The sequence below is a fragment of the Sporosarcina sp. NCCP-2716 genome, from assembly GCF_023707985.1.
Classification (GTDB): Bacteria; Bacillota; Bacilli; order Bacillales_A; family Planococcaceae; genus Sporosarcina.
Genome location: NZ_BRCF01000005.1, coordinates 94,591 through 116,211 on the forward strand (window position 1 = coordinate 94,591; position 21,621 = coordinate 116,211).

At 53.7% G+C, this 21,621-nt stretch carries 16 protein-coding genes; 8 read left to right on the forward strand and 8 right to left on the reverse strand.

Features of this window, described 5'->3' with window-relative positions; translation table 11 throughout:
• From NFU03_RS09040 to NFU03_RS09050, 3 genes are all read left to right on the forward strand, one after another.
• The gene (locus NFU03_RS09040) at positions 1 to 2,094 is read left to right on the forward strand and encodes an ICP22 family protein (protein ID WP_251638015.1); all 2,094 of its coding nucleotides are present in this window, start codon (positions 1 to 3) and stop codon (positions 2,092 to 2,094) included.
• 227 nt (positions 2,095 to 2,321) lie between these two features.
• Positions 2,322 to 3,398 (forward strand): S-layer homology domain-containing protein, encoded by a 1,077-nt coding sequence (locus tag NFU03_RS09045; RefSeq protein WP_251638017.1) that lies wholly within the window; start codon positions 2,322 to 2,324, stop codon positions 3,396 to 3,398.
• Between the two features lie 93 nt (positions 3,399 to 3,491).
• Positions 3,492 to 4,559 (forward strand): S-layer homology domain-containing protein, encoded by a 1,068-nt coding sequence (locus tag NFU03_RS09050; RefSeq protein WP_251638019.1) that lies wholly within the window; start codon positions 3,492 to 3,494, stop codon positions 4,557 to 4,559.
• A gap of 336 nt (positions 4,560 to 4,895) precedes the next feature.
• On the opposite strand, the gene NFU03_RS09055 is transcribed toward NFU03_RS09050, so the two are convergent.
• The 3 genes from NFU03_RS09055 to NFU03_RS09065 form a co-directional block, all read right to left on the reverse strand.
• Positions 4,896 to 6,755, reverse strand: a complete 1,860-nt coding sequence (locus tag NFU03_RS09055) for an LTA synthase family protein (RefSeq protein WP_251638021.1) — start codon at positions 6,753 to 6,755, stop codon at positions 4,896 to 4,898.
• 117 nt (positions 6,756 to 6,872) lie between these two features.
• Positions 6,873 to 9,386 (reverse strand): phosphodiester glycosidase family protein, encoded by a 2,514-nt coding sequence (locus NFU03_RS09060; protein WP_251638024.1) that lies wholly within the window; start codon positions 9,384 to 9,386, stop codon positions 6,873 to 6,875.
• Positions 9,387 to 9,683: 297 nt separating this feature from the next.
• Positions 9,684 to 10,304 carry an S-layer homology domain-containing protein gene (locus NFU03_RS09065; RefSeq protein ID WP_251638025.1) on the reverse strand — a complete coding sequence of 207 codons (621 nt, stop codon included), beginning with the start codon at positions 10,302 to 10,304 and terminating at the stop codon, positions 9,684 to 9,686.
• A gap of 170 nt (positions 10,305 to 10,474) precedes the next feature.
• On the opposite strand from NFU03_RS09065, the gene galU reads away from it, so the two are divergent.
• Positions 10,475 to 11,359 (forward strand): UTP--glucose-1-phosphate uridylyltransferase GalU, encoded by an 885-nt coding sequence (gene galU, locus NFU03_RS09070; RefSeq protein WP_251638027.1) that lies wholly within the window; start codon positions 10,475 to 10,477, stop codon positions 11,357 to 11,359.
• Between the two features lie 41 nt (positions 11,360 to 11,400).
• Here galU and NFU03_RS09075 read toward each other — a convergent pair whose 3' ends face one another.
• From NFU03_RS09075 to NFU03_RS09090, 4 genes are read right to left on the reverse strand one after another with little or no spacing between them, the layout of a single operon-like run.
• Complete coding sequence (locus tag NFU03_RS09075; protein WP_251638029.1) at positions 11,401 to 11,742, reverse strand: EamA family transporter; 342 nt, start codon at positions 11,740 to 11,742, stop codon at positions 11,401 to 11,403.
• A complete protein-coding gene (locus tag NFU03_RS09080; protein ID WP_251638031.1) occupies positions 11,732 to 12,076 on the reverse strand; it encodes a DMT family transporter in 345 nt (114 codons plus the stop codon). The genes NFU03_RS09075 and NFU03_RS09080 overlap by 11 nt, the downstream gene beginning before the upstream one ends.
• Entirely contained in the window at positions 12,069 to 13,826 is a 1,758-nt protein-coding gene (locus NFU03_RS09085) for a DUF6020 family protein (protein WP_251638033.1), read from the reverse strand. Before NFU03_RS09085 ends, NFU03_RS09080 begins: the two co-directional genes overlap by 8 nt.
• 4 nt (positions 13,827 to 13,830) lie before the next feature.
• Entirely contained in the window at positions 13,831 to 14,763 is a 933-nt protein-coding gene (locus tag NFU03_RS09090) for a glycosyltransferase family 2 protein (protein ID WP_251638035.1), read from the reverse strand.
• A gap of 216 nt (positions 14,764 to 14,979) precedes the next feature.
• Here NFU03_RS09090 and NFU03_RS09095 point away from each other — a divergent pair, with 216 nt between their 5' ends.
• Complete coding sequence (locus NFU03_RS09095) at positions 14,980 to 16,704, forward strand: phospho-sugar mutase (RefSeq protein ID WP_251638037.1); 1,725 nt, start codon at positions 14,980 to 14,982, stop codon at positions 16,702 to 16,704.
• 231 nt (positions 16,705 to 16,935) lie between these two features.
• Positions 16,936 to 19,470, forward strand: a complete 2,535-nt coding sequence (locus NFU03_RS09100) for an S-layer homology domain-containing protein (RefSeq protein ID WP_251638039.1) — start codon at positions 16,936 to 16,938, stop codon at positions 19,468 to 19,470.
• 351 nt (positions 19,471 to 19,821) lie between these two features.
• On the opposite strand, the gene NFU03_RS09105 is transcribed toward NFU03_RS09100, so the two are convergent.
• A complete protein-coding gene (locus NFU03_RS09105) occupies positions 19,822 to 20,307 on the reverse strand; it encodes a YflT domain-containing protein (protein ID WP_251638040.1) in 486 nt (161 codons plus the stop codon).
• Positions 20,308 to 20,510: 203 nt separating this feature from the next.
• On the opposite strand from NFU03_RS09105, the gene NFU03_RS09110 reads away from it, so the two are divergent.
• Together NFU03_RS09110 and NFU03_RS09115 are read left to right on the forward strand one after the other, a co-directional pair.
• The gene (locus NFU03_RS09110) at positions 20,511 to 20,972 is read left to right on the forward strand and encodes a MarR family winged helix-turn-helix transcriptional regulator (protein ID WP_251638042.1); all 462 of its coding nucleotides are present in this window, start codon (positions 20,511 to 20,513) and stop codon (positions 20,970 to 20,972) included.
• Entirely contained in the window at positions 20,969 to 21,616 is a 648-nt protein-coding gene (locus tag NFU03_RS09115) for a biotin/lipoyl-containing protein (RefSeq protein ID WP_251638044.1), read from the forward strand. Before NFU03_RS09110 ends, NFU03_RS09115 begins: the two co-directional genes overlap by 4 nt.
• Positions 21,617 to 21,621: the final 5 nt, after the last annotated feature.

The following is a 21,621-nucleotide window of genomic DNA, read 5'->3' on the forward strand; positions in this document are numbered from 1 at the left end:
ATGAAAAAGAATTGGACAAAACTCGTAGGGATGACCGCTTTCGCAGGATCACTATTTGTAATGATGCCCGCAGCCGGTTCAGCAAATGACGGAGCAGAAGGAACCGATACACCAACTGAAGAGACGAAAGTATTGGACATTCAGCTGGATAAAGTTCCGATCGTCGGGGATGTGAAAGTGCAAATCCCTAAAACTCCGAAAGAACCGGAGGATAAGTCACTCGTCAATGTACAGGTGAGCGAGGGCATTGTGAAGAACGTACAGGCTGAAGTGGCGCCTGTTGTGAACAAAGAAGGAGAGCAGAAGAAATCCGTTGTTTCGGTCAATGCGGACACTGTCGTGACGAACGAAGTCCAGGCAGACGTGGTGACGAAGCAATCCTCTTCTTCCGATTCAGGTGAAGAAGCGAAGAAATCCCTCGTTTCCGTGGAAGCTGACAAACTGCCGGTCGCCGGCAAGACGACAGTCGACGCGGTGACGGAAAAGACGAGTGAAACGGAGGGCAGCACGACGGACAGTAAAGGGGTCGTGCAGGCAGATCTGAAGGATTCCCCACTGCTCGGCGATACTCACGCAGGTGTCGCTGAAGAGCAATCGGTGACGAATGCAGATGGATCGGCTGAACGGAACCAGTCTGTTGTCGAAGTGACTGTCGACGACTCCCCAATTCTCGATGATACTCACGTCGGTGTTTTGGATAAACACGAAGCGGTGAACGCAGACGGTTCATACACGAAAGATGAAGGCATCGCAAACGTAAATGCCGACAAAGTGCTCGGCGTTGTGGTGAAAGACGCAAACATTGGGGTACTCGATCACCATACAGCTGAAAACACGGACGGCAGCTCTACGAAAGATGAAAGCGTCCTGGACGTTGATATCGACAACGTGCTCGGCGATTTGGTGAACGACGCACATGTCGGTGTGCTCGATAAGCATGAAGCTAATAATGCCGACGGTTCCTCCACAAAAGATGAAGGTGTCGCAAACGTTGATATCGACAACGTGCTCGGCGATGTGGTGAACAATGCACATGTCGGTGTGCTCGATAACCACAAAGCAGAGAATGCAGACGGTTCCAGTTCATCAGACCGCGGTGTTGTGGATGTCATCATCGACAATGTCCTCGGACTCGGCGGCCTGCACCTCGGTGTTCTCGACAAACACAGCTCGAAAACCGAAGATGGATCGAAAAGCAACAGCGGGCTTTTGCAGCTGGCTCCGCTGGACAAACTTCTTGGCAATACGTCCATCAATCTGATCGGTAAAAAAGAACAGACGACAGAAGAAGGGACCGCCAAAAAAGAAGGAGTCGGAATGATCACCGTCGACCTTCCGATCCTAGGAGCGATCGATCTTGATCTGCTGACGAAATCGACTTTCACGCCGGCCGCTGCAGCAAAGCCGGAAACTCCTGCTCCAGGACCGGGTGAAGACAATGGCGGCACCCCTGTTCCGGACGAAGACGGAAACGGTCCTTCTGACGGTGACAATGGGACGACCGATCCCGAAGGAACAGAAGACGATGATTCAGATAATACCCCGGTCCCCCCGTCAGAAAAACCTGGGGACTCAGATGACAATGTCACTCCCCCTGGAGAAAATCCCGGAACACCCGATGACGGCACCACCAATCCGGAAGGGAATCCGGACGATGGAGTCACAAATCCGGAAGACGGTGTAACCGATCCGGAAGGGAACCCGGATGACGGCGCGAACGGGAATGAAGGAAATCCGGATGGAACAGAGAACGACCCATCCAATCCGAACGACGGAAGCAATGGCACGACATTGCCTGAAGGCGGTTCTGACAATCCAGAAGGACAAGACGGAAACTCGTCAGGAAATTCTGCAGGCACTCCATCCGGCGAAACCCAGAACCAAGGTTCGGAACAGGAGAATATGATGCCTGCCATCAGCCAGACGGATTCAGGTTCTTCCTGGAATGCTGTAGACCGCGACAGTGTCTCAGCTTCCTCAGTCATCCCGATGCTGCCGAAAACAGGAGGCATGCTTGACGCATTGAGCCTCACCCTGCTGGCCGCGCTGACAGCGATTGCTGGATTTGCGCTACGCAGATGGGCAGTACGATAACAAACAGAGAAGGCTGCTCCTGATCAGATCGGCCTTAGAGCAAGAGGACAATCTTCAAAAGAAGCACCGCCCCGACCGGACGCGGAACGGGTGGTGCTTTCGTCTGTCTGTATCCTAAGTTATCCGTGTAAAAAGTGCGAACTCTCACATATTTACATAGAATAGTTGGTAATTCAGGAAGCGGATAGTTACAATTAGATTACAAAAAGTTCAAAGGAGGACAACAAATGAAACGACTGCTCACTTGGGCCGCCGCCACTGCCTGTGCTGTCATGCTCGCCGTACAGCCAGCCGCCGCAGCTGCCAGCTTCCCGGACGTCCCAACGACGAACCGGTTCCATGACGAAATCCAATACTTGGTCGGCAAGAATATCATCAGCGGGTATTCGAACGGCAGCTTCCAGCCGAAGAAAAACGTTACCCGGGGAGAAGCTGCCATCATGATCGGCCGCACATTCGAGCTGAACGGCACGAAGCGCGCAACGAAATTCAAAGACGTACCCGCCCAGAACGGGGCAAGCGGCTACATCGCTTCTGCCACTGAAAAAGGCATCATCAGCGGATTCGCCGACGGCACTTTCCGCCCGAACCAATCCATCTCCCGCGGCGACATGGCCATCATACTGAGCCGTGCATTCGGGCTTGAAACTGGTTCGGTCCAAGAATACAAAGATATCAGTTCCAATATGAAAGCCTACCACGCAATCCGTAATATCGCTGGTGATTTCATAACAACAGGTTATGCGGACTCCACGTTCCGTCCGAACGGAACTGTAACTCGCGAACAGTTTTCCGCTTTCCTGGCGCGCGGTCTGAGTCCGGTATATAAACAACGTACCGTCTCGAGCAGCACCTACATGCCTAACATGACAAAAAAGTATACGTTCGGCACACCGCAGGGTGACATGACAATGGAATACAAAAAGACTAAGGGACAATTTGTTGAGTATAGCTATACAGGGTTTTTCTGGGTGCTGGAAAGACCAGCGACAAAAGAAGTAAGCTATATTAATATCGAAGAAACGTCTACGATGCTTGTAACAGCTTATCCATTCTCCGAATACTATCGTGACTTGGTGTATCCAGTGAAGTTAGGGAAAACTTGGCAGAATGGACCGGCGGATCAGGACATCGCGAAGATAACCGGTGTTAATAAGACGGTGAAAACACCTTATAAAACTTTCACTAACGCCGTCGAAGTGACCGAGAAAGGCTGGAAGAATTACTATGTAAAAGGTATCGGTGTGGTGAAATCCATCGATACTTCCGGCAAAACGGCAAGGGAATTGAAGGCAATCCAATAATGTATGCAGGCACCGGGTGGAATCCCGGTGCTTTTTATATTCCCGGAAAAGTTTGCTATACTGGTAGTACTTATTTCGAGGAGGAATGAAACTATGAAACGATTAGCGATGTTTTCGGCAGCTCTGGCATTTTCAGCCGGTCTCGCTGTCCAGCCAGTCGCAGCCGCAATATCATTCCCGGACGTGCCGGGTTCCAGCCGCTTCCATGATGAAGTGCAGTACCTGACCGGCCAGTCCATCATCTCCGGCTACCCGGACGGCAAGTTCCAGCCGAAGAAGAATGTGACGCGCGCTGAAGCCGCCATCTTCATCGGCCGTATGCTGAAGCTGGACGGGACGAAGCGTGCGACGACATTCAAAGACATCGGCAAAAACCAATCGGCGAGCGGTTATATCGCTTCGGCGGTCAAAGAGGGGATCCTGAGCGGTTATCCGGACGGGACTTACAAGCCGGACGCCTTTATTTCCCGCGGCGACATGGCGGCCATCCTCGACCGTGCCTTCGATCTGCAGTTCAATTCCCGGTTCCTGTTCGCGGACGTCGGGCCGAACATGAGGGCTTCCGAGTCCATCCGCAAGATCTCAGCCGCGGGCATCACAGCCGGTTATCCAAATGGCACATATCAGCCGACAGGCACCGTTTCACGTGAGCAGTTCTCCGCATTCCTTGCACGCGGGCTGTCAGCAGAATTCAAGCAGCGCGCGGCGATCGCCGATAGTTTCGCCCACAATAAGACGAAGCAGTATACGTATACCGGGCCGAACGGCGACCGTCTGCTGACGTATGTGAACAGCAACACGAAAGTGAACGGATCCCGTCTCGGGTTCGTCTGGCAGGAAAAGGACGTGAAGACCGGCGAAACCGAGTTTTTTGTGGAGGATGAAAGCTACCAGGGATTCGCGACCGGCCTGCTGCAGTCCGACTACTATGTGGAGCTGCTGTATCCGATCGAGACAGGCAAGTCCTGGAGTTATTATCAGGAAAAAAGCACGTATACCGCCGTTCACAAAACGGTTGTCACGAAGTATCAGACGTTCGCAAATGCCGTGGAAGTGACGACATCGACCGGTTATAAAAACTATTATGTCAAAGGGATCGGCCTGGTGAAGGTTCTCGATAAGAACGGCCAGACCGTGTCTGAACTGAAAGCGGTGAAGTGAGCCGGGGTGTGAGTGTACGGGTTAGTGGAGATGTGCTCATAAATTCGGGAAAGCGCTCATAAAACGTGAAAAGCGCTCATAAAACTGAGAAAACGCTCATAAATCGTGAAAAACGCTCATAAAACTGGGAAAACGCTCATAAATCATGAAAAGCGCTCATAAAAGTGGAAAAACGCTCATAAATCATGAAAAACGCTCATAAAGCCCGAAAAACGCTCATAAACCCGTGCCGCCAGTACCGCCCGGCCGCATCCTCAGCCACACAACCAAAAAAACCGCCAGCAACCCCATTCACTTCCCGGGTCACTGGCGGTTTTTCAATTAAATTCATTCCATTCACTTTACAGCCTCTTCGCCATACCGCTTACCAAACAGCAGGTCATACTGCAGCAGCTGGTATTCCTTGCTCAGCTTTTTCGCATCTTCCGGCGTCTCGCGGTGCAATCTGCCGTCCGCGTCGATTTTCAGCTCGCGCGTCAAGGCGGGCAGCTTCGAACTGAACTTCTCCAGCAACCCGTAATAGAGCGGCTGTTCAATACCGGCCATTTTAAACACTGCTGGGCCGAGCTGGTTCGGGCTCAGACGGTCGATCTCAGGGATCGGCGCATCGAAGTTGTTCCACATGAGCAGCGGGGTCGACCGCGTCTTCTCGAAGTCTTCCAGCCCCCATTGGCTTTCGCCGGCGCCGCGCGGGACGTAATCCGCGATTTTATACAGCCGGTAATCCTGACCGATCGCCGGCAGATGATCCCCGAAGAACACGACGGCTGTCGGTTCATCGGAATCCTGATAGTGCTCGATCAGCTGCTGGAGCGCTTTGTCGGCATCATAGACACCCTGTGTATACGAGCGCAGCAGCACGTTGTAGACGTCATCTATACCTGCGGGGACGGTCGTCTTCACGTCGAACGACTCGTATTTGTCCTCGGCATAGCCCGTATGGTTCTGCATCGTCACCGCGTAGATGAACATCGGGTCGTCCGACGCTTCCGTCCGTTCGATGATCGTTTTCGTCACTTGCTCATCGGAGATGAACGGCCCCTTGTAGATCGGATCCTTGAACGACTTGTCGTCGAGGAATTCATCGAACCCGAAATGCTGGTACACCGTTTCCCGGTTCCAGAACCAATTGGCATACGGGTGGATCGCAAGCGTCCGGTAGCCGAGCCCTTTCAGGTAGTTCGGCATCGCAGCGGGCTGGTCTTCCTTGACGTATTGCTGGTACGGCACGGAGCCGACAGGCAGGAACGTGTTCGAAAAACCGGTAAGCACTTCGAACTCGACGTTGCTCGTCCCGCCGCCGAACGTCGGTGAAAGCAGCCATCCTGTCTGATGATCACGGATGAACGGCATCGGATCGGGGTCGAATTGGATCTTCTCAAGCAGCGTCGGATCCCAGAACGATTCATTCATCACGAAAATGATGTTCGGCTTCTTGCCATCGGCCGTCCCCGTTCCGTTTTCAGCGGCCTCCTTCTTCAGCCGGTCCGTGATCCCCTCGATTGCAGACTTGCTGTAACCGCTCGGCGCAAGGACGATGGCGCTCTGCATGTTGAGCACGAACGCGCCGTAGAATCCATTCTCCTTGTAATTCCGCTCCTGATTGAAGGTGATGTTGGAAACCTCTGCGTCTTTCAGCAGCTGCTCCATCCCCGGGAACGCCCGGTAGAAGATGAATGCAGACAGCCAGACCGCTCCGAAGGCTATGTGGAGGATCCGCACCCACCACGGCAGCCGCATGATCGGTTTCGGCCGTTTCCTCAGCATGTAGATGAACAGCCCGATGAGCGCAGCCAGTACGATGACAATCGCAGCAAGGCCGGTTCCGACATTCGCTTCCTTGTAGATGTTCGGCAGCAGATTGAAGACGTTATTGTACAGCAGCAGATCCCACGGGTACAGGTTCTCTCCGAGGAAGCTGAATTTGAAATAACTGAACACCGCGAGCAGGACCGCGATGACATTCGCCAGCAAGAAACTGATGACGAACCGGTTGATGAGTCCGAGCAGCAGCAGGAACAGGGCATAGACGATGAGGACATTCAGCAGATAAGCGCCCATCCGCTCCTGGCTCCAGAGCGTCGCTTCCTCGAAGGAGCCGAGCAGGAACGCCTCGATGCCGATGACGAGCACCGGGAACCAGATGAGCGCGTACCCCATCGCGAGGAAAGATTTCAAGCTGAACGTGAATTTCACTGGGAGGCACCTCTTTCTTCCGGGTAGGATCATTCATCCATTGTAGCATATCCATGCGTCCGGACGGCATTTCGGGAAAATGAAACCCCTGCAGCCAAGGCGGCTGCAGGGGTACTGTCAATTCACTTTGAATTCGGTATAGCTGTCTTTCACCATGGAGACGCCTTGTGCGTTCTTCGCGAAATGCGTGACGACGAGGCGGTAGTTCTTCCCTTTGCCATAGCCGGCAGCCGGGGCCTGTACGGAGACGCTGCGGCCGTCTGCGGAAGGGGCGACCCGGACTGCCTGCCGGACGCCGAATTCATCTTCGGCGTAAACATAACGGTTCGTGAGGAACTTTTTGTCCATCGGCTGTGTGAACTTCACGGTGAATGTCTTATCCGCCGCTTCTGTGCGTACGCCTGCAGACGGCTGGAAAGCGCGTTCCTTGCCAGGTGCAGCTGTATAGATGGCCTGCAGCTGATCGAAGAGGAGGAAGCCTTTATCTTTTTTCGCGGCAGAACGTTCAGCCACGTAGATTTTATCGAGCGTATAAGGTGCAGGGGTGGCAGCAGGGATATCGGCTGTGACATACTTCCAGCCGGTCCAGTCCTGGCCGTCCTCCGGTGTGAAGTTCACGACGACTTCCTTGCCGTTCGCGTCACGCAATGAACCGCGCAGCCAGTGCTCATTGCCGTCCCCGTATACCCAGATGCCGAGAGATTTCGGTTTGGACGCAAGCGGCAGGCCGCCTGTCCAGTTCAGGTAAGCTGCAGAAATATCGTCCTTGTTCGCGGTGAAATCATAATTGAGACGGATCGACGACTTTCCTTCGTGGGCCTGGATCGACTTCTCAAGGGAAAGGGAAGCACCTGCCCGGATACCTGTGGCCGTCAGTCCGGCAGCCGTTTCGAACGTACTGAGCGAAACCGGCTTGTCGGTGACCCTCACCTGGACGGTCTTGACTGTACGGCCGTATGTGGCCGTGATCGTGCCGGTCCCTTCCTTCCCGCCTGCGATGAACGTCTTGCCGTCCAACTTACCGATATTGCCGGAAGCGGTCAGCGTGATCGCATCGGGATTGAAGATGACAGCCTGGTCCTTCGATTTGCCGGAAGCCTGGATGGCGACGGACTCACCTGTGCCGGCGATGATTGCTGAAGGGGACAGGACGATTTCATCGATCTTGTCCGTCACAGTGACCGGTACATCCACTTTCGCATTTTCATACCCGACAGTGACGGTGCCGCTGCCTGCTTTCTCGCCGATGAAGCGGTTATCGGCGATCCGGCCGATGCCGTTCGAGACAGCGAGCAGTTCGACCTTGCTCTGGTCGATCGTCCGGACATTCAAGTACTGATCGAGCGCCGCGGTCACTTTGAAGCTGACGGATGCGCCGATCCCGACTTGTCCGGCTTGTGCCTGACTCGCTGAGATGGTGGCCGCCTGTCCGTATGGAGCAGTGCTGACCGCTTCCAGGATCGCGGCTACGGAACGTTCGGTCGAACCTGAAGGGCGGTTGGCGAGCGTCGGATAGGTGTTGCCCGGTTTGCGGGTCACCATTGTCGTCGAACCGCCGCCGTCCAGGTTGAGCGCATTGTATGCACCGATCGATACGAGATGCTTCGCGAACTCCGCCATTGTCATGCCGGAGCTGGTGCCGCGTAATCCGGAATCTGCAGTCACCAAGTAGACATACTGTCCTGTCTTATCCGTGGCGACTGCTGTACGGGCGGTTCGCTGCCTTGCTTTCTCACTGTTCGGGTCGATGGTCATATCCACTTTGCCGTTCTGCACGAGAAGCGGCCCCGAGGCGAGCATGAACTTGGCGTCATTCCACTCCTTGTCGACCGAATACGAGATTGATACGGTATCGCCTTTCTTCATATCGCGGATCTTGTCCACTTCCTTGCCGTGAGCGGAGAGGACGAACCCTTTGCCGCCAGTCGGGACGGAAGCGGCTGTCGTCTGACCGAACGGGCGGATGCCTGTTACGGTACCGGTCACTTTCTCACCAAGCGCCATGCCGCCTTCCGCTGATTTGGAAGTCGTGACGACGACCTCGAGACCGGTTGAATTCGTCCGGGTCCGTTCATACGGCCAGCTGGACGTGTAAAGGATGCTTTCGTTGTCACTGCGTTCCCGGTTGAGCGACGTCATGACGACCGACTTCCCGTTATGCTCGATTGTCGGTGAAAGCGTATATGTACCGATCTTCCCCCGGTTGTCCTTCGTCATCCCGAAAGCCGCCGGTGTATGCATGAAGTCATTGTAATTCGTGGAAACAGCGCCGATATGCTGCACTTGGCCGTCTTTCGTCAGCAAGTAACTCGGCAGCCCATTCTTGAAATGGAACAGGGATGCATTGACCGCGCCGACGACATGGTGATTGACTTGCGTATGGGCAGTGGCGAGCGATGTGACGGTCGCGAGTTTGTTGATCGGCGTATTCAGCCCGATATCCACCGTCGTATAGGGTTGTGCAAGGTTCACGTTCAGCTGGTTCACCGTCTGCGGATAGCCGTTCACGGTCACCGACTGCTTCGAATGATAGACACCTTGTGAGACTGAGGCTGCTTCCGCCTGCAGGAATGTCGTGCTGAACAGGGCGATGGCGGCTGCGCCGGAGAGCAATTTGCGTTTCAAAGACATGGAAAAACTCCTTACTTCTTTTGATACGTCCAGTATACGTGAATTTGGCAATAGAAGGATATAGGACTAACAATCTATACAAAGTTTCCAAGTGAGGAAAAAATGACAAAAAGAAGCCTGGAGACACAGGGGGTCTCCAGGCTTCTTTTTCGGCCTCAACAATTCTTGCTATATTCGATAAAACAGGGTTTACCTACACGTATTATCTTACCACACTTTCGGGAGAACACAAACACATTCGATAACTTTTTTTCTGCAGGAAGCAAGAGGGAAATCGGCCTTATTTTTTCTTCAGACTTACACGACTTCTTCCACTTCAGGCGGTTCAATTTTCGAAAGCCCTTCCACTTTGTAGATGAAGATCGCAAATTCGCCGCGCGTGATCGGATCCGTCGCACCGAATTTAGTGGCAGACTTCCCGGACGTGATATTGTTTTCAACGAGCGCGCCGACGTATGGAGCAAACCGTCCGTTTACATCAGTAAACGGCAGGGGGGAAAGCGACTCTTCCAATCCATAGGCTGAAGCGATCACTTTCGCCATCTCGTTCCGCGTCATCGTTTCCGACGTGCCGAACTTCGTTATTGTTTTACCGGAGATCACTCCGCGTGCGGCAAGTGCGTTGACAGCCCATGCGCGGTTTTTGGGGACATCCGTGAATCCGGCGTCAGGCTGGCTGCTCGATTCCGAGAAACCGAGCGCTTTCGCCACCATGACGGCCGCGTCGATCCGTTTGATGGACTGGTCCGTGCCGAATGCGGTCTCGCTGACCCCTTGGGCGTAATTATGGCTGATCAGATACTCGACTTCAGTCTTGTAGCGGGCGCCGACGTCGGAAAACGCTGCGTGCGAGACCGAAGCCTGCATGGAAAATGCCAGTGCGCCTGCAGCGGCCATGGCAATCAGTTTTTGTTTCATGTTGGGGATTCCTCCTTCATTACAGGTGCTTTGACTTAGTGTACTAGGTTTCAGGAGCGGCGCATAGGGGGCGAATGGCATATCGTTGGCAACTGCCCGCTCTGCTGCGCGACAGCCGGGCGTTGTGTGCTATACTGCATGTATACATGACGATTATTCAGGAGGATTCCATGAAAACAGTGAAAAAAGTGATCATCCCGGCGGCGGGCCTCGGTACACGGTTCCTGCCGGCAACGAAAGCGATGCCGAAAGAGATGCTGCCGATCGTCGATATGCCGACAATCCAGTACATCGTCGAAGAGGCGATCGAGTCGGGCATCGAAGACATCATCATCGTCACTGGTAAAGGCAAGCGGGCCATAGAAGACCATTTCGACAATGCGCTTGAATTGGAAGAGAATCTTATACAGAAGGAAAAATACGATCTGCTGGAAAAAGTGAAGGAGTCGGCTGCGGTCGACATCCATTACATCCGGCAGAAAGAGCCGCTCGGTCTCGGACATGCCATCTGGTGTGCGCGGAACTTCATCGGGGACGAACCGTTCGGTGTCCTGCTCGGCGATGATATTATCCGGAGCGACAAGCCGGCGCTGAAACAGCTGATCGAACAGTACGAGGAAACGGGATCCAGCATCATCGGCGTGAAGGAAGTACCGCATGAGGACATCCATCGCTACGGCGTCATCGATCCGATCACGACCGACTCCCGGCTCATGAAAGTGCGTAATTTTGTCGAGAAGCCGAGCCAGGACGAAGCACCATCCGACTTCGCGATTGTCGGACGTTACGTACTCACCCCTGAAATTTTCAGCATCCTGGATGAAAAGCAGATCGGCAAAGGCGGCGAGATCCAGCTGACCGACGCGATCGAGAAGCTGAACACGAAAGAGGACGTCTACGGATATGCATTCGAAGGGCGCCGCTTCGACGTCGGAGAGAAACTCGGGTTCATCGAAACGACGATGACATTCGCTCTGGAACGCGATGATTTGAAGGACGATGTGCTGGCGCTGATCGAACGGCTGCTGGCGGATTACAAAACAACAGCGGAATAAAAAATGTCCGGCAGAAGTAATCTTCTGCCGGACATTTTTCATTATAATACGAGACAGACAGCACCCAGAATGATGAGGACGATGCCTGCGACCTTGCGTTTCGTGATCGGTTCGCCGAGCAGGAAATACGACAGGACGAACGTCCAGATGTATGTGATGGATGTGAGCGGGAACACGACCGTATACGGCATATAGCGGAGTGCGATAATATTCAGGATTGCACCAGAACCGTAACTCAGCAGGCCGATGACCAGCCGTCGGAAAAGCGCGGGCCGGTCGTTTTTCAGATCCGTCCCCGAAGCGAGCTTCAGGAAATAGCCTCCGAATGCCCCGCACCATGTCATGACGAGCAGCATAAGCGCAAGCAGCCAATTAATGGTCATCACCCCCTACGAGCCAGACGCCTGCGAGGATGAGCACCGTTCCCCCGATGAGCGGGAGACTGAGCGTTTCATCCAGGAACGTGACCCCGTAAAAGAGCGCGATCACATAGCCGACGGTGAGCAGCGGATGCAGCACAGACAGCCGGCCGTAGCGGAACGCGACCGTCATGAGGACGGCGCCGATCCCGTACAGCACGAAGCCGAGCCACAGATGCCAGTCGAGCAGGCCGCCGCCTGCAGCGAGTTTCCAGAAGAACTGACCGGTCGCTGAGCTGAAGGCGGCGAGTATCATCAGGATGATGCCGATCGGGGAAGTCGTCCGTGTGTCAGTCATCGGCGGTCACCTCCGTCTGTATCGGTTTCAGTATCGGGTCGAATCGGACAAAGCTGATCAGCAGCAGCGGCAGCATGATCATCGAGTTCGCGAGCAGATAGCGGAAGTCCTGCGCCGGAATCCCGACGAACACCGCTCCCGTATTGAGGGCGACCGGCAATAACAGCAGCCAGGCCCGCCAGTTGTTGCGCAAATAGGCGATGTACGTGAAGAGCAGCGCGAGTACTGTATAGAAAGCCGGGCGCCATAGGAATGGGATTGATTCGTCCGCGTCTTTCAAGTAATTATAAGCATTCAGCCGCCGTTCTTCGTTCAGCACGGGATTCACGAGGCCGTACTGGTTATTTCTATAGATATGCGTGACGTATTTGCTCGTGTAGCCGTCTTCCGGCTCATTGATCTGCCAGGCGAGGGACGTTTGCTTGAACAGGGCGTCCGCCGCGATACCCGGATTCTGCTTCACGAGCTGGAGATACGTCCGTCCGTAGCGGCCCCAATCGTCGTAGATCGTGAACCGGTCGTAGTCGCCCCACGAGAACTTGATGGAGTCGACGCTGTACGGATTGTATTTCTCATGCCATTTGGCGATCGGGAAAATGCGGTTCACATAATCGCGCTGCTTGTCGGTCATGTCTCCGTCCTGCGTGACGATCGCGGCGATCTGCTGTGTCGGAAGGCTCAGCATTTCCTGTGGGTCGGACGGATGAACTTCGAGTTTCGTATAGACCGGGTTCACAACGATCTGATAGATGAGCACCATGGCGGCGGCGACCGGGAACAGCTTCATCCAATACGGCCTGTACATGAGCAGCACGAACGCCGTCACGATGAGGAACACCGGGAAACCGTTATGCCGGAAAAACATCACCATGAAGCCGGTCAGGGAATAGAGGGCGATGAACGGCCAGCTGGCGAGCACGCGCCCGCCCGTCCGCACGATGCGGAACATGAGGATCGTGAACAGGAACAGGGCCGCACTGTAGGCGACGTCTTTCCATAACGTGATGGAAGAGATGGCATGGACCGGGCTCAGCGCAAACAGGATGAGCACGAGCCAGATCGCCCATTTCGGCAAGCGGGCTTCGTCGAGCGCCCAGCCGGCGACCCCGGCAGCTGCGCTGATGAGCACGATCTGGAAGATCGCGACGATCGCGGGGGACTCCCAGATGTCGAGCAGCAGGCCGATGAGCATCGTGTGAATGACGGGGTGCCAGTCGGTGTATTTATGTGTCAGCGCCTGATCCCACTGCGCCAGCGAATCCGGCGTCATCGCCCCGGGATAGAACGCGGCGAGGAAATAGGCCGACACGAGGGCGGACGGGAGCGCATACAGCAGGATCATCCATTTCGAAGCCTTGCGTCCCGTCTGCACAAGCGTCACGGACAGTCCGGCATGGATCACCGTCGTCACGATCGCAAGGACAGCGAGGTATACGCCGAGCCAGACAGCGGTGATAACAGCCGGGTGGTTGTCCGTGAGGAACGGCTGCTCCCCCCGGATGCTGACGGCGATGAACAGCGGGAAAAGGGTGCCGAATATCATATAGCTGATCCGCTTGGCGCGAGTCAGCTGCCGGTACACCGGCCAGAAACGGAGTGCAGCGTAAACAAGCGCTGCCATGACGGCCGCAGACAGTAGGATAAACGGAACCGGCACGTTGCGGACCGGGGTGAAGAAGAACAGCACTGACCCGCCGAGATACAGTCCGAGCGCCGCAATGACCGCCCAGCGCAGCAATTTCATGGGCATCCGGTCACCCTCTTTCCGTACGCTCAGCGATCCGGTTCAGCTGCAGCTCATAGTTCTTCCGGTGCGTGCCCGCAACCGTGTCGAGGATAAGACCGCATGCGAATGACAGCATCGCGAGCATGACCAATCCGACAGCAAGGATGGCGGACGGAACTTTATCAATGAAACTCGTCTGTACATATTCCACGATGACGGGTGTCCCGACCGCGAGGCCGAGAACGAGGAAAATGGCTGCCCACACCGAGAAGAACAGCAGCGGTTTGTAGTCCTTGAACAGTGTGAAGATCATCCGCAGCACTTTCAGTCCGTCGGTCACCGTGTTCAATTTGGACTCACTGCCTTCCGGACGGTCGCGATAGTCGATCGGCACTTCCTTGATGAGGAACCGGTTGTCCAGTGCGTGGATGGACATTTCCGTCTCGATTTCAAAACCGGGGCTCGTCACCGGCATCGACTTGACGAACAGCCGGTCGAATCCGCGGTAGCCGGTCATGATGTCCGTAATGTTGCTTTTATAGAGCTTGTTGATGAGGCCTTTCACCAAGTTGTTGCCGAATCCGTGGAACTTCCGTTTGTTTTCATCGAAATACGTACCGTTCGATAATCGGTCGCCGATGACGAGATTTGCTTCGCCCGCCTCGAGGACGGCAAGTATGTCATGAACGAATTCGGCTGGATATGTATCATCCCCGTCCACCATGATGTAATAATCCGCTTCGATATCGCGGAACATTGAGCGGACGACATTCCCCTTACCTTGACGGGGCTCGAAACGGACAACAGCGCCATGTTCGCGCGCAACCTCGGATGTCCGGTCGGATGAATTGTTGTCGTATACATAGATGGTCGCCTGCGGCAATTCGCGCTTGAAGTCGTCGATTACGCTGCCGACCGTCTGTTCTTCGTTGTAACAAGGAACCAATACTGCAATTTCCATATAGACTCTCCTTCGTATTCTCGTTGTCGCCTGTTGCAACCTAGTGTGCATTTTACCATGAACGGGACCGTTAATACAGTTTATCCCGTTATCGGACCGTGCATCCGGCAGTTGACCGTGTCTCCCGAACTTTTGCTGTTCACAGGGGAACGCCGTATACTGTAAGGAAACGAAACGGCAAGTTGCAAGATTTCATCTAAAGGAGAGAATACTCAAATGGCAGAACCGAACACAACATACGGGCTCTGGCGCCGCACTTTGCAGCCCGGCCCTCTTTTAACGGAATTGGAAGCGATCAGCGGGGATGAACAGGAGATTGCCGAGCGGTTCTACCGCTTGCTGGAGTTCGGGACAGGCGGCATGCGCGGGCTGCTCGGCGCGGGGACGAACCGTATGAATGTGTACACGATCCGCCTGGCAGCGGAAGGACTCGCTCGGATGATGGAGGAACACGGTCCATCGGCAAAGCAGCGGGGAGCCGTCATCGCCTACGACACCCGGCACCAGTCGAAGGAATTCGCTTTTGCGACAGCCGGCGTGCTCGGTGCACATGGGATACGGACGTACGTCTTCAGCGAGCCGCGCCCGACGCCGCAGCTGTCATACGCCGTCCGCGAACTGAATGCCTTCAGCGGAGTCGTCATCACCGCAAGCCATAACCCGAAAGAATATAACGGCTTCAAAGTGTACGGGGAGGATGGGGGACAGCTGCCGCCTGCAAAAGCGGATGCCGTCACCGCCCATATGGAAACCATTCCGGATCTGTTCGGCATTGCGGCCGAGGATGCGGACGGGCTGCAATCCGCCGGTCTGCTGACACTGCTGACGGAAGGCAGCGACGAAACGTATCAGGAGCGGCTGAAACAGCTCCGGCTCGGAGACTTCCCACGCGACGAAGTGAAAATCGTCTACACGCCGATCCACGGCACGGGCAACGTCCCTGTCCGTCAGGCACTGGAAAACTTCGGATACACGCACGTCACCGTCGTCCCTGAACAGGAACAGGCCGACCCCGACTTCCCAACTGTCGCCTATCCGAACCCGGAGGAGGAGGAAGCGTTCAGGCTCGCCATCCAGCTTGGCGCCAAGGAGGATGCGGATCTTCTGCTGGCGACCGACCCCGACGCAGACAGGCTCGGTGTGGCCGTAGCACTGCCGACGAGCGGCTATGAGCTGTTGACGGGCAACCAGCTCGGAGCCCTGCTGCTGAACTATATACTGGAGCAGCGGAAATCGGCAGGCACGCTCCCCGAAAACGGACTGCTGCTGAAGACGATCGTGACATCCGAAATGGGTCGCGAAATTGCAGCACTCTATGGCGTCACAACAGAAGACACGCTGACAGGCTTCAAATACATCTCGGAAAAGATCGAAGAATATACGGAAACGGGCGAGTTCGAGTTCCTGTTCGGCTACGAGGAAAGCTACGGCTACCTGGCGGCGGATTTCGTCCGTGACAAGGACGCGGTGCAGGCTGCAGTTCTTGCTGCCGAAGCTGCAGCGTACTACAAGAGCCGGGGAAGTTCCCTGCATGCGGAGCTGCAGAAGCTGTACAGCCAGGTCGGCTACTACCGGGAAGGGCTCCAGTCGATCACGGTCCCCGGCAAGGAAGGGGCGGAAACGATTGCCCGGCTCATGGACTCGTTACGTGAAAACCCACCCGGACAGCTTGCAGGACTGGAGGTTACAAGTATTGAAGATTACGGCACAGGGGTCATCCGCATGGCGGACGGAATGGAGAAGCCAACAGGCCTGCCCCGGTCGAACGTCTTGAAATTCAGATTGGAAGATGGTTCCTGGTGCTGTGCACGCCCTTCCGGTACAGAACCGAAGTGTAAATTCTATATCGGCGTCTGCGCAGAAACCGGCATGGAAGCTGTCAAGAAGCGGGATGCCCTGGAAGCTGTGATGAAGGAGCTGGCATCCGAGCGTTCACTCTGAGAGAAACGGCTGTGTCCGATCAATGGATGCAGCTGTTTTTATTGGATAATTGTGTGTATAAATATGAAACTATGAAACTTTATGACAGTCTTATTACGAGATTGGTAAAATTGTCTTCTTTCCGTAATGTTTACCGCTATGCAGTTCAAGGGTATTATCATATAATAGAATTCTATTCTAACAACACAAGAATAGAATTCAATTTCCGTATGGAAAGGAAGTCTTTATATTATGAAAAAAGCATCTAATTATTCTAAGTTCGTGGCAAGTGCAGCAACAGCAACGCTTGTCGCTTCAGCAGTAGTACCCGCAGCATCTGCACAAGAGATGAAGTTCACGGACGTCGGCGACCGTTACCAAGAAGCCGTCAGCTATTTGTCAGCTAATGACATTACACAAGGTATCAGCGCAACGAAATTCGGCACGCAGCAAAGCATCAAGCGTGTGGACGTCGCTGTCCTCCTCGCAAAAGCTACATTGACAACTGAAGAAATCGAAAGCGCACCGGCTGCCGGCTTCTCGGATGTACCAGCACGTGCAGTGAAATACGTAAACGCCCTGAAAGCAAAAGGGATCGTCAACGGGAAAACGACGTCGACATTCGGTGCAGACTCTGCAATCACACGCGGTGAAGCAGCAATCATGCTATCGAAAGCGTACGGCATCGAAGGCGACACAGCGAGCGTCGCATTCGGCGATGTCAGCTCACGCTACAAAGAAGCAGTCGCTGCCCTCGTCAGCAACAAGATCACGAACGGGAAAACAACCAGCCGTTTCGGCACAACCGACTCGATCACACGCGGCGAACTGGCCATCTTCCTCTACAAACTCGAAACACTCGACGCAGCACCGGCAACTGAACTGAAAGTCGACAGCGTCGAAGCCGTCAGCGCCACACAAGTCCAAGTGAAATTCACGGACGCTGTAAACCCTGCAACGCTGTTCACAGACAGCAAGAACGGCGAATTCAAGGATGGCGTGTTCACGATGTCGTCTGTAGGGAACGCTCCTGCAGCTGGTACAGTGACAGGTATGCTTTCTGAAGATGGAAAGACATTGACTGTTACAACTAAAAACGTAGTAACGGGCGATTATACAATTGTCGTAGATAAAGTGAAAAACAAGGATGGAAAAGACATCGCGAAGTTCTCTCAAGTGGTGACAATCCAAGCAGATTCGAAAGCGCCTGAGCTAGTGAATGCGAAGCGTGTAAATTCATCCCAGTACAATGTGAAATTCTCTGAACCATTGTCCTCTATTGGAACTGTTACGTACAAGGATGAAAACGGAAATACTGTAGCAGATGTTGACAACTCGTTCCAAGCAGGCGATGCAGAAGTATTGTTCACACTACCGGCAGCAGTGCAAGCTGGCAAGTCTGTCACTGTCCAAATCGTAGCTGCAAAAGATATGGCAGGCAATCTGATTTCACCGAATCCAACGACACTGACTCTTACAAAAGGTCAGCCGGATGGCGTAGCACCGACCGTGACAGCTGTAAACCAGACAGGAATCAACCAATTCACTGTTAAGTTCTCCGAGGAATTAGTCGGAAACCCAACCGTTACAGTTGGTGGAGCTGCTGTGAAATCAGTCGAGAAAAGTGAAGAAAATCCACTCGTCTATGTTGTGACGGCTAATGGTAACTTGACTGATGCTGCGACAGTATCTGTTTCTGACTTCTCCGACTTGAGCGGCCAAGCAGGCCAGACTTATTCTAAAGTCGTTACATTTACTGAGGACACTGAAGCACCAGTTGTTTCTGCAGTAAACGTGGCAACTGATGACGCAGATGGGATGCAATATGCAGAAATCACTTTCAATAAGGGTGTGCAGCTGAAGTCAACAGGGTCTGGTGAAACTCTAGTAGTCCCTTCAGTGAAAGTCGAAGGGAAATACGTGAAAGACAATATTACGTATAAAAATTACAGCTCCTCATCTGATGCAGCGACCCTTAAAAAAGATTCCGAAAACAAAATCGTACGTGTTGCGTTGAAAGACTTGCTCAAAACGAATGACGTTGAAGGGGCGGCATATGATTTAACATACACACTCACAGGCGTTGAGTCGCTGAGTGGTGTAGCCCTTGCAGAAAATAAAGGCGCGTTGAAATTCACTCGCCAGGCTGACAGCACTCCGGAAAATACAACAGTGGCTGAAGTGAAATCTGTCCTTCTCGATAAAGATGACAACAACAAAGTGAACGTAACATTCAAGCAAAAAGTTGATGGCGCGACAGCTACGAACAAGGCGAACTACTTAATTAGCGGAGCGGAGATTGAGGACGTTACGCTTCTTCCAGACAAAAACGGAGAACAGGTTGCGGTCTTGAACTTAAAAGCGGGTTCTAGCACGTTTAATGGCGAACGGAATATCCACATCTCCAACATTAAGGCCCTTGGTTCTACAAAAACAATGGAGCCATTGAAGAGCACTGTTACCTTGAAAGAAAACGTAGCGCCTACAGTTACAACGGCTAAAATTACTGGTACTAAGGAAATCACGTTGACATTCTCTGAAGCGGTCAAAGGTGGAGAGAAAGTTGACTTTGAGCTCTTGGTCGGAGGCAAATCTGTCGCGACTAAAGTTACGGCTAATGCAGTTATTAATGAGGGAGAAAATACCGCTAAAATCTCTTTGGATAACGCATTATCCACTGCTCAGATCAATGAAGGAATTACATTGAAAGCTGTCGATACGCTTGACATCACAGACATGGTAGGCAACAAGCTATCAGTCCCAACACCAATCTTGGTAACTCAATAATCTTCAAAACGGAAGGACTCTCCGCAAACCGGAGAGTCCTTTTTTTATTGGGAAATGTTATCAAAAATGACGAACACGCACAAATCTCTCATGAACGCGCGTAAACACCTCGCGAACACGCGTAAATGCTGCAGGACGACGCGCAACCCTTGTTTGAACGCGCGCAATCCGCCGGGAGAGCGCGTAAATCCAGTTCCGCGCGTAAATTGCCCGCGAGCGCGCGTAAAGCACCCAGCACCGCGCGTAAACACGGCCTGAACGCGCGCATTCCATCCGGGAACGCGCGCAAACCCGAGTCCGCACAGAAATCCCCACAAAAAAAGCGGCCTCGGCCGCTTTTTTCCTAACTTCTCACATTCGATCCCGCACCGACATATTTTCCGCCGTACGTTCATTGATATGGCGCTCGCGTTCCACAACATCGTTATGGTCCGGCAGAATCGCGCCGGTGTCCATGCGTCTGCCGATGTCTTCGGTCAAGTTGCCGCGGTCGCGGTCGGCTTCATCCCAAAAATCGCCTTTGTCGACGTAGAGGAGGAAGGAACCGTCCTCGACAGCGGCGAGATAGCGGTCGGCTTCGTCTTCTGTCAGATCCATCCGGTGCAGTGCTTTGCGCGCAGGCTGTTCATCCGTCAGGAACGACGAGAAGCGGTCCCACCAGGATGCTTCGGTTTCCTGGATTTCCGCATCCGTTCTGCCACGCACGATCGAGACATCGTCCTTGTCTTTCGTCACGACGTACATATTCTCTTCGGCGATTCCAATGCGATGGAGCTCGCTGATCTTGTCGAGCAGTTCGGTTTCAGTTTGAAAAACTCCTGCAAATTCGCGGTTCATCGATGAATTCCTCCATTCCAAGTAGCGTGCTGGATTGCTTAGTTCTTACCGTCTGGATTCCCGTTCCTTCCCATTTGAAACTAATTCGTTCGTATGCGAAACAAAACGGTTGCCAAACACAATCAAGGAGAGTAGTATAGTTCGAGTGCGAATTGTTTCGATACGAAATACCGACAAATCAACTAATGTAAGGAGGGTCCAAGATGGAGAATGCATATACCAGCCCGATCCTGAGCACGTTTTCAGCTATCAATCAAGCGCTGTTCAAGCTGTCGAAGGAAGATGCCGAGCGGAACGGGCTGACCGTTCCCCAGCTGAAGGCGCTTTACCGGGTAGCCTCGAAACCCGGTCAGGGACTCGTCGAATTGGCCGATGCGCTGAAGCTGACGAACAGTACCGTAAGCGGCATCGTGGACCGGCTCGTGAAGAATGGCCTGTTCACACGGGAACAGCTGGCAGATGATCGGCGATCCGTGACTATCAACCTGACGCAAGCAGGTGAGCAGAAGCTCCATGACATCGTCAGCGGCGGCTCGCGGCTCGTCGACAAGCTGTCTGAAATCGAACGGCTGCCGGAAGAAGAACTGGAGGCGCTGTTCAGCCTGCATTCGAAGATTTTGGAGATTCTCACGGCAAACCCACCCACAGGAGGAATGGACGAATGAATATGAAAAAAATGCTGATGCTGAATGTTGTCCTGCTTATTGTACTCGTAGGCGGCGGCTTTGCAGGCTATTACTTTTACAATAAGTCAGTAACCTACCTATCGACGGATAACGCGCAAGTGGCTGGCCAGCAAGTCCGGATCGCTTCACCCGCCGCCGGCAAGCTGACGGAATGGAAAGGCGCGACTGGCGACACATTCAAGAAAGGTGACACGGTCGGAACGATGGAAGCTGTCAGTGAACAAGGGAAGATGGAAATGCCGATCACGGCACCGGCTGACGGGACGATCGTCCAGTCCACTGCTGTCGAGAATACGATGGTCGGGGCAGGAACGCCGCTTGCGGTCAGCTATGACATGACTAATCTGTGGGTCACTGCCAATATCGAAGAAACGAAAATCGATGATGTGAAAGTCGGGCAGGAAGTGGATATCTATGTCGATGCGTATCCGGATTTGAAACTTACGGGCGAAGTGAAGGAGATCGGCCTGGCCACTGCAGGGACGTTCTCACTGCTTCCTTCTACCAACGCATCCGGTAATTACACGAAAGAAACACAAGTGATCCCTGTCCGTATTTCCATCGATGACTATGCTGAAAAACTCATACCGGGCATTAACGTGACTGTCCGAATCCACAAGTAAAGGCG